The following is a 16,690-nucleotide window of genomic DNA, read 5'->3' on the forward strand; positions in this document are numbered from 1 at the left end:
GCCACCAGGGATAAAGCCCCCGCAACATTGCGCCTCACCGGATAACGCCGGCTTGGTGTGGATTCTATATCTCAAGTGTTCTTCACTTCACCCCAGGAATGTTCGTAATGCAGTATGCATTCCGGCTTTTTATTAGCTGTTGCAACTGTTTCATGAATGCTCTGGTTGATGCTCCCAGGTTGGGTTAACGGTGTCTACTTCTGAAAGAGATAAATACAAAAAAGGCCACAGGCTGTTACCCCTGCGGCCGGTTTCGGGCGCATATTGCCATCACGGCAGCCTGCCGCCCGTATTCGCCTTACTTCCGGTTACGCCACCAGCTGACAATCGCTGCGGTAATAATTCCCGCCAGGATCGGTGCTGCCAGGTCGTGCCAGAAAGTCATGGCAAACTGCGCGAGCGTCATATAGCCGCCTTGTTGTAATGACAACATTTTGCGGCTATTCTTGAATTGTTGATGGTTCAAGATTAGCCCCCGTTCTGTTGTCAGGTTTTACCTCTCAACGTGCGGGGGTTTTCTCTTTCCAGCAACCAATGCCACCAGGGATAAAGCCCCCGCAACATTGCGCCTCACCGGATAACGCCGGCTTGGTGTGGATACTACGTCTCAAGCCTTCTTTACTTCACCACTGAAACGTTCGTAATGAAGAGTACATTCCAGCTTTTCATCAACTGTTGCAGTGCTTTCTTGCATGTTGTGGTGCAGGCTCGCAATTATATCTGACGAATTGTTCAGAATAACTGAAGAAAGGAACCGGGCAGGTATTTTTATTATCTCCCCCAGCTTCCGCCGCCAGGGGGAGATATCAATGTCAGGCAAATATTGTCATCAAATAGGCGGCAAAGAGAGCCAGATGTGCCGCGCCGTTGAGTACGTTAGTACGTCCGGTGGAGAAGGAGATATGGCACAGCACCAAAGAGGCTACCATCACCACCATTTCTGGCGCACCAAGCGCAAACTGCAATTCATTGCCTGTCATAAAGGCGATCAGCGTGACGACAGGTACGGTAAGTGAAATGGTTGCTAACACCGAACCAAAGAACAGATTCATCGCGCGCTGGACCTGGTTGTTTAATACCGCTTTTAACGCCCCTAAGCCTTCCGGCGAAAGAATCAATAGCGCCACCAGGAAACCGGTAAAGGCCACCGGAGCATTCATGCTGGTGAGCAGTGTTTCCAGCGGACTGGCGTTCATTTTGGTAACCGCTATCACCGCAATTAAATGGATAATCAACCAGACGGCATGCCACAGGCTGCTATGGGCAGACGGTTTACCATGGTGCGGATCGTCATCATCACTGTCATCTTCATGTTCATAGACAAACAGACTCTGATGCGTTTTGGTCTGAATTAGCAAAAATACGCCGTACATTGCTGCGGAAATTAATGCCACCAGCAACGCCTGACCAGTTGAAAAATTCGCCGCAGGCAGAGCCATCGGGAATACCAGCACAATAATTGCCAATGGAAACAGGGCGATTAAATACTGTTTAATACCAAACAGATTCATATATTGGGTGGCAAATTTGCGCCCGCCCAACAGTAATGAAAAACCAACCAGTCCACCAGTAACAATCATAATGATTGAATAGAGTGTATCTCGCATTAACGTCGGCGCCGCATCGCCGGTCGCCATTAAGGCTGATATCAAACTGACTTCAAGAATAACCACGGAAAGGCTAAGAATAAGAGAGCCATAAGGTTCCCCCAGTCGATGGGCTAATACGTCCGCATGACGGACAACACTAAAGGCGCTGCTTAAAATACCAATAAGCGCAAGAAGATTGATGCCTATGACCACTGGTAGTGTTTGACTGCTTCCCCACAGGAACAGCACTACCAGCGCCAGAACCGGGAAAATAAGCGAGGTCTCCTTGTGGCGGGTTTTTACCGCCTCGTGAGCATTTGTCATTATGGTTATCCTTTGCAGATGAATTTGTCGAAAATGTAATAAATAGGCAGAAAAAATAACAGAAAGTGTCTGGATATCGGTAACATTTTACGAAATTTTACCCCGCTGTCGCTTTTTTACTCTTTGGGGTATAAAAATAATCAACGTGTTTAGACAATGTTTGTATTAGCACCTCTTAAGAAGAGTCTGACGTGAAAAGTCTTATATGCTGGCAAGCGTGGATATTGTTGACCACACTTAAAGTTCACCTTTAAAAAAGGAGTCAACAATGCCGTATAAAACAAAAAGCGATCTGCCGGAAAATGTAAAACACGTTCTACCGTCCCATGCCCAGGATATCTATAAAGAGGCATTCAACAGCGCCTGGGATCAATATAAAGATAAAGAAGATCGGCGTGATGATGCCAGTCGGGAGGAGACAGCGCATAAAGTGGCCTGGGCAGCAGTGAAACATGAATATGCTAAAGGAAGTGATGATAAATGGCATAAAAAGTTATAACTCCCGGTGATGAGTTAAAGCTATTCGTGCGGCGTCGCCTTGCAAGTGGTCTGCAGATTGCATATTGTCCCGGTAATGGTTCCAAAATGAGCAGTAAAAATGTCTGGGAGACACCAAAAAGTTGTCGCAGGGAAGTATGCAGTGGCGGAGGTATAAGGTGATAACGCGGGATTTCTTGATGAATGCCGATTGTAAAACGGCATTTGGCACTATTGAAGAATCACTCTTATGGTCGGCAGAACAGCGGGCAGCCTCGCTGGCAGCTACGCTGGCTTGTCGTCCTGATGAGGGGGCGGTGTGGATCTTCGGTTATGGATCGTTGATGTGGAATCCGGCGCTGGAGTTTATCGAGTCCTGTACCGGTACGCTGGTTGGGTGGCACCGGGCGTTCTGTCTGCGTCTGACCGCCGGAAGGGGGACGGCACACCAGCCGGGAAGAATGCTTGCTCTGAAAGAGGGCGGCCGCACCACGGGAGTGGCGTATCGCTTGCCGGAAGAGACGCTGGAGCAGGAACTGACCTTGCTGTGGAAGCGGGAGATGATTACCGGCTGCTATCTGCCAACCTGGTGTCAGCTTGATCTTGATGACGGGCGCACAGTCAACGCGCTGGTGTTTATTATGGATCCGCGCCATCCTGAATATGAGTCCGATACCCGAGCTCAGGTGATTGCTCCGTTGATTGCTGCGGCGAGTGGTCCACTTGGAACCAATGCACAGTATTTATTTTCTCTGGAACAAGAGCTCAACAAACTGGGGATGCAGGATGACGGGCTGAATGATTTACTGGTGTCGGTGAAAAAACTGCTGGCGGAGAATTTCCCGGATGGTGTCTTACGGCCCGGTTTTGCCTGATGAAACTGTTATCACAGCGGGGCGTTTCTGTAACCTTGAGCGCCCCATACTGCAATTAAAACGTGAGCACTTTATCGGCAACCAGCGTCCATTGCGCCAGTTCGACCAGTGTGCCAATTTCAACTCCATCAATCAGCGGAAGTGGGCTGATACCGCGACCATCGGTGCAGGTTTTGCACAATTTCACAGGTACATTTTGCGCAGTGAGGATCTCCAGCATTTGCTGAATATTGTAGCCTTCCCCAGGTTTTTGTCCGCGTAATCCGGCAGTTACCGCATCAGACATCAGGAACAGACGCAGATCCAGGTTGCTCTCCTGCTCCCGTAGCGCAATGGCCAGCCGCAGGCTATTAAATAAGGATTCGCTCCCGTAGGGCGCGCCATTGGCAACGATCACGATTTTTTGCATTACTCACTCCAGTATTCAGATAATTAGATTTTCGACTTCTATCTTACTGCTTTTACGCTGTCTGACCAATTTGCCACATTTTTAGGATTTTCCATAAAGCATGAGAAAGTACGAGAAAAGTTACCAGTAATCGTTATTCTATAAAGTAATGGGTGTTCATTTTTACCGGAAATTACTGACGTTTTGAGCCGTATCGTCTCTCGTGTTACCCCACTTTATTTACTCTTGCTGCTGGCAGGCGGTATAGCTAGCGCACAGCCATCCGTTGAGCAGCAATCGGTAAATCCTTTTGATAACGATAAGGATGGTCTGCCGGACTTAGGAATGGCACCGGAAAATCATGACGGTGAAAAACACTTCGCCGAAATCGTGAAAGATTTTGGTGAAACCAGTATGACTGATAACGGTCAGGATACAGGCGAACAGGCAAAAGCCTTCGCGCTGGGAAAAGTCCGTGATGCGCTCAGTCAGCAGGTTAATCAACATGTGGAGTCCTGGCTTTCGCCGTGGGGGAACGCCAGTGTTGACGTCAAAGTGGATAACGAAGGGCATTTCACCGGCAGCCGGGGGAGCTGGTTTGTACCGTTGCAGGATAACGAGCGTTATCTTACATGGAGCCAACTTGGCCTCACCCAGCAGGACGATGGCCTGGTAAGTAACCTTGGCGTTGGTCAACGCTGGAGGCATGGTACATGGTTGATGGGATACAACACGTTTTATGACAACTTGTTAGATGAAAATCTTCAGCGGGCAGGGGTTGGCGCTGAAGCCTGGGGAGAATATCTTCGTCTGTCGGCAAATTATTATCAGCCTTTTGCCTCATGGCATGAACAGACTGCCTCGCTCGAGCAGCGTATGGCGCGTGGTTATGATCTGACTGCCCGGATGCGAATGCCGTTTTACCAGCATCTCAACACCAGTGTCAGCCTCGAACAATATTTTGGTCAGCGTGTCGATCTGTTTAATTCTGGTACGGGTTATCATAATCCTGTCGCCATGAGTCTGGGGCTTAATTACACCCCTGTTCCACTCGTTACTATGACCGCTCAGCATAAACAAGGCGAAAGTGGAGAAAGCCAAAATAATCTCGGGCTGAATATTAACTACCGCTTTGGTGTGCCACTAAACAAACAACTTTCTGCTGGTGAAGTTGCTGAGAGTCAGTCGTTGCGCGGCAGTCGCTATGACAATCCGCAGCGGAATAATCTGCCGGTCATTGAGTATCATCAGCGTAAAACCTTAACGGTATTTCTGGCGACGCCCCCCTGGGATCTTAAACCTGGTGAAACGGTGCCGCTGAAATTACAAATCCACAGTCGTTACGGTATTCGACAATTGATCTGGCAAGGGGATACACAGATGTTAAGTCTGACATCGGGAGCCACAGCCAATAGTGCGGATGGCTGGACGTTGATCGTGCCGGACTGGCAAAGTGGAGAAGAGGCGACCAATCGATGGCGCTTGTCGGTGGTGGTGGAAGATAACCAGGGACAGCGTGTCTCTTCCAATGAGATCACGCTAACGCTTGCCGAACCTTTCGATGCAATGGCAAAGGACGAACTGCGCTGGGAACCATAATCAGAAAATACGTTCCTGATGCACCCATACTGCGGCTTCCACACGAGATTTAAGCTTCATTTTTTTCAGCATGTGCTTCACGTGCACTTTGACCGTGCTTTCAGTGATGTCCAGGCGACGGGCGATCATCTTATTCGGTAAGCCCTGAGCAATCAGTTTCAGAATATCGCGCTCGCGCGGCGTTAACTGGTTGACGTCGCGTTCAGTCGTGGCGCGGTTAGCACGCAGGCTGGCGGCCAGAACAGGGGTTAACGCCTCGCTTAATACCATTTCGCCAGCTGCAGCCTGGTGTAACGCTTTCAACAGATCTTCCGGCTCCATATCTTTTAACAGATAACCATCTGCGCCGCGTTTCAGCGCGGTGACAACGTCCTCTTCATGATTAGAGACGCTGAATACCACAATGCGACCGGATAAAGATTTTTCGCGCAGTTTATCCAGCGTTTCCAGACCGTTCATGCCGGGCATATTCAGATCAAGCAGAATCAGATCAGGATCGAGAGATTCCGCAAGTAAAATACCCTGCTCGCCATTGCTCGCTTCGCCAACCACAGTGATATCGGGGGCCATGCTGATAAGCTGTTTTACGCCAGTTCGCAGCATCGGGTGATCGTCGATCAGCAGGATAGTAGCCGGTTCCTGATTACTCATGGATATCTCCTTGGACGTCTGTGAAAGTTTTTTCGGGAATAAAAGTGACCACCACTTCGGTGCCACCTGATTCACGACGGCGGACGCGACAGTCGCCACGCAGACTTTGCGCACGGTCACGCATAATTATCATGCCGTAGTGATTGCTGCGGATGGCATTTTCAGGCACCCCGCAGCCGTTATCCTGGACGGTCAGTTTGACCTGATTATCGTTTTGCGCCACCGTCACAACGACCTCGCTCGCTTGCGAATGTTTGAGGGCGTTACTTAATGCCTCACGGGCAATTTGCAACAGATGGATTGCCTGATGCGAGGGCACCAGACGCGGTGGCAACTGGTAATCCAGCTTCACCGGGAAGCCAAATTTGGCGCTGTACTCTTCACAACTTGCCTCCAGTGCCGGGCGTAATCCCGGTTCTGTGAGCTGCAAACGGAATGTGGTGAGCAACTCACGCAACTGCGCCCATGACGCATTCAGTTCGTTACGGATCTGGCTTAACAGTTCGCGGCTGCTTTCTGGCAGTGCGTCGCCTTGCATCTGTAAACAACTCACCTGCATCTTCATACAAGAGAGAGATTGGGCAATAGAATCATGTAGTTCGCGCGCAATGGTGGCACGCTCTTCCATCACGATCAACTGCTGCTGGCGTTCCTGATGGCGATCCAGCGCCAGAGTGGCGGTTAATTGTTCAACCAGCGTATCCACCAGTTGCTGTTGATCATGGCTCAGATGGCGCCCCTGAGGCAGGGTCGCCAGCAAAATGCCGTACTGCATATGGGAATCTGCCAGTCGCCATTTCAGGGTAGTGCCGCGATCACCAACGGGTAATACCCCGCGTGGGCAGAGTTGGCAGCCTTTGTCGTCGCAGGTCATATCCGGCTGGCAGGTGAACTCCTGATGATTCTCTTCATCTTCAGTGTCATATACACGCAGTTCGATATCACGCAGCAGGGTTAAATTTTGCAATCCGTTGAGTACAGGTGACAGGCGTTCACACAGTGGGGCGCGAGAATGCAAACGACGGTTAGCCTGCCACAAAAACGAGAGTATTTGATTTTTATGCTCCAGCCCGGCGGTTTTCTCCTGTACCCGATGCTCAAGTACGGCATAACTCTCCGCCAGTTCCGCAGACATATTGTTCAGTGCCGTTCCGAGCATTGCCATTTCGTTGCGCCCGCTGATATTCGCCCGCTGGGTAAAATCGCGATGGCTGACGGCACTCGCCATCGCCAGCAATTGCCGCCACGGCTGTAGCAGCCGTGCCCGCAGCCATATGATGGTAAATACCAGCAGAAGTGCCATAAACACAGCCATCACCCGATGAACCAGTACGACCGTCTCAATGCGCATTTCTGTGGTGCGGTCAAAACCAGACACCAACTGATCAAGCCCGGCGACAAACTGGCTGACGTCAGCCGACACCGTTTCGCGGCTTTGTGCGTGTAGCAGCGCAGGAATCAGCTCATGGCGCCAGTAATCCTGCAACCCCTGTAATTGCGCCAGTTGCCCGTCTCGTTCTGCTGCTCGAGTTAATTCGGTGCTAAATGCCGTTTGTTCCATCTCTTTGATTAAGGGCTTGTCTTTCTCGCTTAATGGTACTGCCGCCAGTAGCCGGTAAGTTTGCATACGCAGCGATCCCGCTTTGTTAATAGCATGGGCGCTGCCCTGAACGCCTTGTACCAGCCAGCCAGAAACCGCCATCCCCGCCAGTCCAATAGCGGTAGAAAGCAAAACAATAAGCGCAACCTGATTAACCAGGGTGAGCGGAGAGAGACAACGTTTAAGCATGTAAACCTCTTCCTTCAGGCTTTGAATGAGCAATAACCTTAATGAATGTGACGATACATTCTGGAATGGCGTTATTCTCGGCTATTGGCTGAAGTATACCCATACCTGGAAAGAGTTACTCCTTATTTGCCGTGTGGTTAGTCGATTTACATCAGTAAGGGTAGGGATTTTACAGTACTGTGAAAAATCTCATAATTTTTATGAAATCTCCGTACTCACTATGGGTAATCATAAATATCAATGATAGATAAAGTTATCTTATCGTTTGATTTACATCAAATTACCTTTGGCTACAGACACTAAGGTGGCAGACATCGAAACGAGTATCAGAGGTGTCTATGAGTCACTCATCCGCCCCCGAAAGGGCTACTGGAGCTGTCATTACTGATTGGCGACCGGAAGATCCTGCGTTCTGGCAACAGCGCGGCCAGCGTATAGCCAGCCGCAATCTGTGGATTTCCGTTCCCTGTCTGCTACTGGCGTTTTGTGTATGGATGTTATTCAGTGCCGTCGCGGTAAATTTACCGAAAGTCGGCTTTAATTTTACGACCGATCAGCTGTTTCTTTTGACCGCACTACCTTCGGTTTCTGGCGCATTATTGCGTGTGCCATACTCCTTTATGGTTCCAATCTTCGGTGGTCGTCGCTGGACGGCGTTCAGCACCGGCATTCTCATTATTCCTTGCGTCTGGCTGGGTTTTGCCGTGCAGGATACCACTACGCCATACAGCATATTCATCATCATTTCTCTGCTGTGCGGCTTTGCTGGCGCGAACTTCGCATCCAGTATGGCAAACATTAGCTTCTTCTTTCCCAAGCAGAAGCAGGGTGGTGCACTGGGGCTGAATGGTGGTCTGGGCAACATGGGCGTTAGCGTCATGCAGCTGGTTGCTCCGCTGGTGGTATCACTGTCAATTTTTGCTGCATTTGGCAGCCAGGGCGTAACACAGCCGGATGGCACCGAGTTGTATCTGGCTAACGCGTCCTGGGTATGGGTGCCGTTCCTCGCCATCTTCACCATTGCAGCGTGGTTTGGCATGAACGACCTTGCTACCTCGAAAGCCTCTATCAAGGAGCAGTTGCCAGTACTCAAACGGGGTCATCTGTGGATTATGAGCCTGCTGTATCTGGCAACCTTCGGTTCCTTCATCGGTTTCTCTGCGGGTTTTGCCATGCTGTCTAAAACGCAGTTTCCGGATGTACAGATCCTGCACTACGCCTTCTTCGGACCGTTTATTGGCGCACTGGCGCGTTCTGCGGGGGGAGCATTGTCTGACCGTCTCGGCGGTACTCGGGTCACGCTGGTGAACTTCGTGCTGATGGCGATTTTCAGTGGTCTGCTGTTCCTCACCTTACCGACTGACGGGCAAGGCGGAAACTTCATGGCATTCTTTGCGGTCTTCCTGGCGCTGTTCCTGACGGCGGGGCTGGGTAGTGGTTCCACCTTCCAGATGATTTCCGTGATCTTCCGTAAACTGACGATGGATCGCGTGAAAGCAGAAGGCGGTTCTGACGAACGTGCCATGCGTGAAGCGGCAACCGACACTGCGGCGGCGCTGGGCTTCATCTCCGCGATTGGCGCTATCGGTGGCTTCTTTATCCCGAAAGCGTTCGGTAGCTCACTGGCATTAACAGGGTCGCCAGTCGGTGCAATGAAAGTATTTTTGATTTTCTATATCGCCTGCGTAGTAATTACCTGGGCGGTATATGGTCGGCATTCTAAAAAATAAATCGTAATATTTGATTATCCTTTGCGCGGCATAATGTCGCGCTTTTTTTATTTGTTATTTAGTTACAACATACTTATAGAGAGATGATTATTTCAACGGCGTCAATTAAGCACCATTAATATGTCATCCATGGGGGATACTCCTTAATACCCATCTGTATAAAAATCCGAAGTGATTAAATGACATTGGATGTAAAAAACATTAATTTACAATAAGTTGGATGATAAATATTAATTACCCCAAAGAGGTATATTAGGAATTTACTTTATTTTTCATCCCCACCACTCTTGATCGTTATCAATTCCCACGACGTTTCAGAGCGTTACCTTCGTTTTAAACATTAGCAATGTCGATTTATCAGAGAGCCGACAGGCTCCCACAGGAGAAAACCGATGAGTAAATTCCTGGACCGGTTTCGCTACTTCAAACAGAAGGGTGATACCTTTGCCGATGGGCATGGCCAGCTTCTCGATACCAACCGTGACTGGGAGGATGGATATCGCCAGCGTTGGCAGCATGACAAAATTGTCCGCTCTACCCACGGGGTAAACTGCACCGGCTCCTGCAGCTGGAAAATCTACGTTAAAAACGGTCTGGTGACCTGGGAAACCCAGCAGACTGACTATCCGCGTACTCGTCCGGATCTGCCAAACCATGAACCTCGCGGCTGCCCGCGCGGTGCCAGCTACTCCTGGTATCTCTATAGCGCCAACCGTCTGAAATACCCGATGATGCGCAAACGCCTGATGAAAATGTGGCGTGAAGCGAAGGCGCAGCATAGCGATCCGGTTGAGGCATGGGCTTCTATTATCGAAGACGCCGATAAAGCGAAAAGCTTTAAGCAGGCGCGTGGACGCGGTGGTTTTGTTCGTTCTTCCTGGCAGGAAGTGAACGAACTGATCGCCGCGTCTAACGTTTACACCATCAAAAACTACGGCCCGGATCGTGTCGCTGGCTTCTCGCCAATTCCGGCAATGTCGATGGTTTCTTACGCATCGGGTACGCGCTATCTCTCGCTAATTGGCGGTACTTGCTTAAGCTTCTATGACTGGTACTGCGACCTGCCTCCTGCGTCTCCGCAAACCTGGGGCGAGCAAACTGACGTACCGGAATCCGCTGACTGGTACAACTCCAGCTATATCATCGCCTGGGGCTCTAACGTTCCGCAGACCCGTACCCCGGACGCTCACTTCTTTACCGAAGTGCGTTACAAAGGCACCAAAACCGTTGCCGTCACGCCGGACTACGCTGAAATCGCCAAACTGTGCGATCTGTGGCTGGCACCGAAACAGGGCACCGACGCAGCAATGGCGCTGGCAATGGGTCACGTGATGCTGCGTGAATTCCATCTCGATAACCCAAGCCAGTATTTCACCGATTATGTGCGTCGCTACACCGACATGCCGATGCTGGTAATGCTGGAAGAGCGCGACGGTTATTACGCTGCGGGTCGTATGCTGCGTGCCGCCGATCTGGTTGATTCGCTGGGTCAGGAAAACAACCCGGAATGGAAAACCGTCGCCTTTAATACGCAAGGTGAAATGGTTGCGCCGAACGGTTCTATTGGCTTCCGTTGGGGCGAGAAGGGCAAATGGAATCTTGAGCAGCGCGATGGCAAAACCGGCGAAGAAACCGAACTGCAACTGAGTCTGCTGGGTAGTCAGGATGAGATTGCCGAAGTGGGCTTCCCGTACTTTGGCGGCGACGGCACGGAACACTTCAACAAAGTGGAGCTGGAAAACATTCTGCTGCACAAGCTGCCGGTAAAACGCCTGCAACTGGCTGATGGCAGCACCGCACTGGTGACCACCGTTTATGATTTGACGCTGGCAAACTACGGCCTGGAGCGTGGTCTGAACGACGTTAACTGCGCAACCAGCTATGACGACGTGAAAGCCTATACCCCGGCCTGGGCCGAGCAGATCACCGGTGTTTCTCGTAGCCAGATTATCCGCATTGCCCGTGAATTTGCCGACAACGCTGATAAGACGCACGGTCGTTCAATGATCATTGTTGGTGCCGGTCTGAACCACTGGTATCACCTCGATATGAACTATCGCGGTCTGATCAACATGCTGATTTTCTGCGGCTGCGTTGGTCAGAGCGGTGGCGGTTGGGCACACTACGTAGGTCAGGAAAAACTGCGTCCGCAAACTGGCTGGCAGCCGCTGGCATTTGCTCTCGACTGGCAGCGTCCGGCGCGTCACATGAACAGCACCTCTTACTTTTATAACCACTCCAGCCAGTGGCGTTATGAAACCGTGACCGCAGAAGAGTTGCTGTCGCCGATGGCGGATAAATCCCGCTATACCGGACACCTGATCGACTTCAACGTTCGTGCAGAACGTATGGGCTGGCTGCCCTCTGCGCCGCAGTTAGGCACTAACCCGCTGACTATCGCCCGCGAAGCAGAAAAAGCGGGGATGAATCCGGTGGACTATACGGTGAAATCCCTGAAAGAGGGTTCAATCCGTTTTGCTGCGGAACAGCCGGAAAACGGCAAAAACCATCCGCGTAACCTGTTTATCTGGCGTTCTAACCTGCTGGGCTCTTCCGGTAAAGGTCATGAGTTTATGCTCAAGTACCTGCTGGGGACGGAACACGGTATCCAGGGTAAAGATCTGGGGCAGCAGGGCGGCGTGAAGCCGGAAGAAGTGGACTGGCAGGATAACGGTCTGGAAGGCAAGCTGGATCTGGTGGTGACGCTGGACTTCCGTCTGTCGAGCACCTGTCTCTATTCCGACATCATTTTGCCGACGGCGACCTGGTACGAAAAAGACGACATGAATACTTCGGATATGCATCCGTTTATTCACCCGCTGTCTGCGGCGGTCGATCCGGCCTGGGAAGCGAAAAGCGACTGGGAAATCTACAAAGCCATCGCGAAAAAATTCTCCGAAGTGTGCGTCGGTCATCTGGGTAAAGAAACCGACATCGTTACGCTGCCAATCCAGCACGACTCCGCCGCCGAACTGGCGCAGCCGCTGGATGTGAAAGACTGGAAAAAAGGCGAATGCGATCTGATCCCAGGTAAAACCGCACCGCATATTATGGTGGTTGAGCGTGATTATCCGGCCACTTACGAACGCTTTACCTCTATCGGCCCGCTGATGGAGAAAATCGGTAACGGCGGTAAAGGGATTGCCTGGAACACCCAGAGTGAGATGGATCTGCTGCGTAAGCTCAACTACACCAAGGCTGAAGGCCCGGCGAAAGGCCAGCCAATGCTCAACACCGCAATTGATGCGGCAGAGATGATCCTGACGCTGGCACCGGAAACCAACGGTCAGGTAGCCGTGAAAGCCTGGGCGGCACTGAGCGAGTTTACCGGTCGTGACCATACGCATCTGGCGCTGAATAAAGAAGACGAGAAGATCCGCTTCCGCGATATTCAGGCACAGCCGCGCAAAATTATCTCCAGCCCGACCTGGTCTGGTCTGGAAGATGAACACGTTTCTTACAACGCCGGTTACACCAACGTTCACGAGCTAATTCCGTGGCGCACGCTCTCTGGTCGTCAGCAGCTGTATCAGGATCATCAGTGGATGCGTGATTTCGGTGAAAGCCTGCTGGTTTATCGTCCGCCGATCGATACCCGTTCGGTGAAAGAAGTGATGGGACAGAAATCCAACGGTAACCCGGAAAAAGCCCTGAACTTCCTGACGCCACACCAGAAGTGGGGGATCCATTCCACTTACAGCGACAACCTGCTGATGCTGACTTTAGGTCGCGGTGGTCCGGTGGTCTGGCTGAGCGAAGCCGATGCTAAAGATTTGGGTATTGCCGACAACGACTGGATTGAAGTCTTCAACAGCAATGGTGCGCTGACTGCCCGTGCGGTTGTCAGCCAGCGTGTTCCGGCAGGGATGACCATGATGTACCACGCGCAGGAACGTATCGTTAACCTGCCGGGTTCGGAAATCACGCAGCAGCGTGGGGGGATTCATAACTCGGTCACCCGTATCACGCCGAAACCGACGCATATGATCGGTGGCTATGCCCATCTGGCATACGGCTTTAACTACTACGGCACCGTAGGTTCTAACCGCGATGAGTTTGTTGTAGTGCGTAAGATGAAGAACATTGACTGGTTAGATGGCGAAGGCAATGACCAGGTACAGGAGAGCGTAAAATGAAAATTCGTTCACAAGTCGGCATGGTGCTGAATCTCGATAAGTGCATCGGCTGCCACACCTGTTCAGTTACCTGTAAAAACGTCTGGACCAGCCGCGAAGGCGTTGAGTACGCGTGGTTCAACAACGTGGAAACCAAGCCGGGTCAGGGGTTCCCGACCGACTGGGAAAACCAGGAAAAATACAAAGGCGGTTGGATCCGTAAAATCAACGGCAAACTGCAACCGCGTATGGGTAACCGCGCGATGCTGCTGGGTAAAATCTTCGCCAACCCGCATTTGCCGGGGATCGACGATTATTACGAGCCGTTCGATTTTGATTATCAGAACCTGCATACCGCGCCGGAAGGCAGCAAATCGCAGCCGATTGCCCGTCCGCGTTCGCTGATTACTGGCGAACGGATGGCGAAAATCGAAAAAGGGCCGAACTGGGAAGATGACCTGGGCGGCGAGTTTGACAAACTGGCGAAAGACAAGAACTTCGACAACATCCAGAAGGCGATGTATAGCCAGTTCGAAAACACCTTCATGATGTATTTGCCGCGTCTGTGCGAACACTGCCTCAACCCGGCATGTGTGGCGACCTGTCCGAGCGGGGCTATCTACAAACGTGAAGAAGATGGCATCGTACTGATCGATCAGGATAAATGCCGTGGCTGGCGTATGTGCATCACCGGATGCCCGTACAAAAAAATCTACTTCAACTGGAAGAGCGGTAAATCTGAGAAGTGCATCTTCTGCTATCCGCGTATTGAAGCCGGTCAGCCGACGGTGTGCTCAGAAACCTGTGTGGGTCGTATCCGTTATCTTGGCGTGCTGTTGTACGATGCCGACGCTATTGAACGTGCAGCCAGCACCGAGAACGAGAAAGATCTCTACCAGCGTCAGCTGGAAGTGTTCCTCGATCCGAACGATCCGAAAGTCATCGAGCAAGCGATTAAAGACGGTATTCCGCTGAGCGTTATTGAAGCCGCACAACAGTCGCCGGTGTATAAAATGGCGATGGAATGGAAACTGGCGCTGCCGCTGCATCCGGAATATCGCACATTGCCGATGGTCTGGTACGTGCCGCCTCTGTCACCGATTCAGTCTGCGGCAGACGCGGGCGAACTGGGCAACAACGGCATTTTGCCAGACGTAGAAAGCCTGCGTATCCCGGTTCAGTACCTGGCGAATCTGCTGACCGCCGGTGATACCCAACCGGTACTGCTCGCGTTGAAACGTATGCTGGCAATGCGTCATTACAAACGAGCTGAAACCGTTGACGGTAAAGTTGATACCCGTGCGCTGGAAGAGGTCGGCCTGACCGAAGCCCAGGCACAGGAGATGTACCGTTATCTGGCGATTGCAAACTATGAAGATCGCTTTGTGGTGCCGAGCAGCCATCGTGAACTGGCGCGGGAAGCCTTCCCGGAGAAAAATGGTTGCGGCTTTACCTTTGGTGACGGCTGCCACGGTTCAGATACCAAATTCAATCTGTTCAACAGCCGTCGTATCGATGCCATCGACGTGACCAGTAAAACGGAGCCGCATCCATGATCGAACTCGTGATTGTATCGCGTCTCCTTGAATATCCGGATGCTGCCTTATGGCAGCATCAACAAGAGATGTTTGAGGCGATTGCCGCGTCGGAAAATCTGTCAAAAGAGGATGCCCATGCGCTGGGCATTTTCCTGCGCGATTTAACTGCGATGGATCCGCTGGACGCTCAGGCGCAGTACAGCGAACTGTTCGACCGTGGTCGTGCCACGTCGCTGTTACTGTTTGAACATGTGCACGGCGAATCCCGCGATCGTGGTCAGGCGATGGTGGATTTGCTGGCGCAGTACGAGCAGCACGGCTTGCAGTTAAACAGTCGTGAACTGCCGGATCATCTGCCGCTGTATCTGGAGTACCTGGCGCAGCTGCCGCAAAGCGAAGCCGTGGAAGGTTTGAAAGATATCGCGCCGATTCTGGCGTTGCTAAGTGCTCGTCTGCAACAGCGTGAAAGCCGTTATGCAGTGCTGTTTGATCTGCTGCTGAAACTGGCGAATACCGCTATCGACAGCGACAAAGTGGCGGAAAAAATTGCCGATGAAGCGCGCGATGATACGCCGCAGGCGCTGGATGCCGTCTGGGAAGAAGAGCAGGTTAAATTCTTTGCTGACAAAGGCTGCGGTGATTCGGCAATCACTGCTCATCAGCGTCGCTTTGCCGGTGCCGTCGCGCCGCAATATCTGAATATCACCACCGGAGGACAGCACTAATGCAATTCCTGAATATGTTCTTCTTTGATATCTACCCGTACATTGCCGGGGCGGTCTTCCTGATTGGTAGCTGGCTGCGCTATGACTACGGGCAGTACACCTGGCGCGCGGCGTCCAGCCAGATGCTGGATCGCAAAGGGATGAACCTTGCGTCTAACCTGTTCCATATCGGAATTCTGGGGATTTTTGTCGGTCACTTCTTCGGTATGCTGACGCCGCACTGGATGTATGAAGCGTGGTTGCCGATTGAAGTGAAACAGAAAATGGCGATGTTTGCTGGTGGTGCCAGCGGCGTGCTGTGCCTGATTGGCGGTGTGCTGTTGCTAAAACGCCGCCTGTTCAGCCCGCGCGTGCGTGCAACGACTACCGGAGCAGATATCCTGATCTTGTCGCTGCTCGTTATCCAGTGTGCGCTGGGGCTGCTGACCATTCCGTTCTCCGCCCAGCATATGGACGGCAGCGAGATGATGAAACTGGTTGGCTGGGCGCAGTCGGTAGTGACCTTCCACGGTGGCGCTTCTCAGCACCTTGATGGTGTCGCGTTTATTTTCCGTTTGCACCTGGTGCTGGGGATGACGTTATTCCTGCTGTTCCCGTTCTCGCGTCTGGTGCACATCTGGAGCGTACCGGTGGAGTATCTGACACGGAAATATCAGCTGGTGCGTGCTCGCCACTAAGCGAAATTTAGTTCACATAGACCCTGCTTCGGCGGGGTTTTTTGTTTTGTGTAAAAGTGTGCAGACCTAAAAACAGGCATGACGAATTCTGTGTGACAACAAGAAATAAATGGTTAGTAAATTGGTTTAGAAGAGTATTTTCAGGAAGTAATGGTGGTGGGGGAAGGATTATTCGTCGCTTCGCTCCTCACCCTTCGGGCCGTTGCCTGCGGC

13 protein-coding genes and 1 other RNA gene are annotated in these 16,690 nt (G+C 51.6%); 8 read left to right on the forward strand and 6 right to left on the reverse strand.

Features of this window, described 5'->3' with window-relative positions:
• Positions 1–298 precede the first annotated feature (298 nt).
• Both A7098_RS22420 and chaA read right to left on the reverse strand, forming a co-directional pair.
• On the reverse strand, positions 299–406 hold the full coding sequence (locus A7098_RS22420; RefSeq protein WP_000170965.1) for a type I toxin-antitoxin system toxin Ldr family protein: 108 nt from the start codon (positions 404–406) through the stop codon (positions 299–301).
• Positions 407–812: 406 nt separating this feature from the next.
• Positions 813–1,913 (reverse strand): sodium-potassium/proton antiporter ChaA, encoded by a 1,101-nt coding sequence (gene chaA, locus A7098_RS22430; RefSeq protein ID WP_000180147.1) that lies wholly within the window; start codon positions 1,911–1,913, stop codon positions 813–815.
• Positions 1,914–2,181: 268 nt separating this feature from the next.
• On the opposite strand from chaA, the gene chaB reads away from it, so the two are divergent.
• Together chaB and chaC are read left to right on the forward strand one after the other, a co-directional pair.
• On the forward strand, positions 2,182–2,412 hold the full coding sequence (chaB, locus tag A7098_RS22435) for a putative cation transport regulator ChaB (RefSeq protein ID WP_001146436.1): 231 nt from the start codon (positions 2,182–2,184) through the stop codon (positions 2,410–2,412).
• A 157-nt stretch (positions 2,413–2,569) separates the two neighbouring features.
• Positions 2,570–3,265 (forward strand): glutathione-specific gamma-glutamylcyclotransferase, encoded by a 696-nt coding sequence (gene chaC / locus A7098_RS22440; protein WP_010351803.1) that lies wholly within the window; start codon positions 2,570–2,572, stop codon positions 3,263–3,265.
• Positions 3,266–3,320: 55 nt separating this feature from the next.
• On the opposite strand, the gene ychN is transcribed toward chaC, so the two are convergent.
• Positions 3,321–3,674, reverse strand: a complete 354-nt coding sequence (gene ychN / locus A7098_RS22445) for a DsrE/F sulfur relay family protein YchN (protein WP_001169665.1) — start codon at positions 3,672–3,674, stop codon at positions 3,321–3,323.
• 183 nt (positions 3,675–3,857) lie between these two features.
• Here ychN and A7098_RS22450 point away from each other — a divergent pair, with 183 nt between their 5' ends.
• On the forward strand, positions 3,858–5,252 hold the full coding sequence (locus A7098_RS22450) for a YchO/YchP family invasin (protein WP_105281450.1): 1,395 nt from the start codon (positions 3,858–3,860) through the stop codon (positions 5,250–5,252).
• On the opposite strand, the gene narL is transcribed toward A7098_RS22450, so the two are convergent.
• Positions 5,253–5,903, reverse strand: a complete 651-nt coding sequence (narL, locus tag A7098_RS22455; protein WP_000070495.1) for a two-component system response regulator NarL — start codon at positions 5,901–5,903, stop codon at positions 5,253–5,255.
• Positions 5,896–7,692 carry a nitrate/nitrite two-component system sensor histidine kinase NarX gene (gene narX, locus A7098_RS22460; RefSeq protein WP_000918092.1) on the reverse strand — a complete coding sequence of 599 codons (1,797 nt, stop codon included), beginning with the start codon at positions 7,690–7,692 and terminating at the stop codon, positions 5,896–5,898. Before narX ends, narL begins: the two co-directional genes overlap by 8 nt.
• Before the next feature lie 338 nt (positions 7,693–8,030).
• Here narX and narK point away from each other — a divergent pair, with 338 nt between their 5' ends.
• The 5 genes from narK (at position 8,031) to narI (ending at position 16,477) form a co-directional block, all read left to right on the forward strand.
• The gene (gene narK / locus A7098_RS22470) at positions 8,031–9,422 is read left to right on the forward strand and encodes a nitrate transporter NarK (RefSeq protein ID WP_105281451.1); all 1,392 of its coding nucleotides are present in this window, start codon (positions 8,031–8,033) and stop codon (positions 9,420–9,422) included.
• 392 nt (positions 9,423–9,814) lie between these two features.
• The gene (locus A7098_RS22475; RefSeq protein WP_105281452.1) at positions 9,815–13,558 is read left to right on the forward strand and encodes a nitrate reductase subunit alpha; all 3,744 of its coding nucleotides are present in this window, start codon (positions 9,815–9,817) and stop codon (positions 13,556–13,558) included.
• Positions 13,555–15,093 carry a nitrate reductase subunit beta gene (gene narH, locus A7098_RS22480; protein ID WP_000702656.1) on the forward strand — a complete coding sequence of 513 codons (1,539 nt, stop codon included), beginning with the start codon at positions 13,555–13,557 and terminating at the stop codon, positions 15,091–15,093. Before A7098_RS22475 ends, narH begins: the two co-directional genes overlap by 4 nt.
• Entirely contained in the window at positions 15,090–15,800 is a 711-nt protein-coding gene (narJ, locus tag A7098_RS22485) for a nitrate reductase molybdenum cofactor assembly chaperone (RefSeq protein WP_000571678.1), read from the forward strand. Before narH ends, narJ begins: the two co-directional genes overlap by 4 nt.
• Positions 15,800–16,477, forward strand: a complete 678-nt coding sequence (narI, locus tag A7098_RS22490) for a respiratory nitrate reductase subunit gamma (protein ID WP_001160110.1) — start codon at positions 15,800–15,802, stop codon at positions 16,475–16,477. The genes narJ and narI overlap by 1 nt, the downstream gene beginning before the upstream one ends.
• A 151-nt stretch (positions 16,478–16,628) precedes the next feature.
• Here narI and A7098_RS22495 read toward each other — a convergent pair.
• A non-coding RNA gene (locus tag A7098_RS22495) (RtT sRNA) lies at positions 16,629–16,690 on the reverse strand; the annotation flags it as partial.

It is taken from the genome of Escherichia sp. MOD1-EC7011 (genome assembly GCF_002965005.1).
In the GTDB taxonomy this organism is placed as follows: Bacteria; Pseudomonadota; Gammaproteobacteria; order Enterobacterales; family Enterobacteriaceae; genus Escherichia; species Escherichia ruysiae.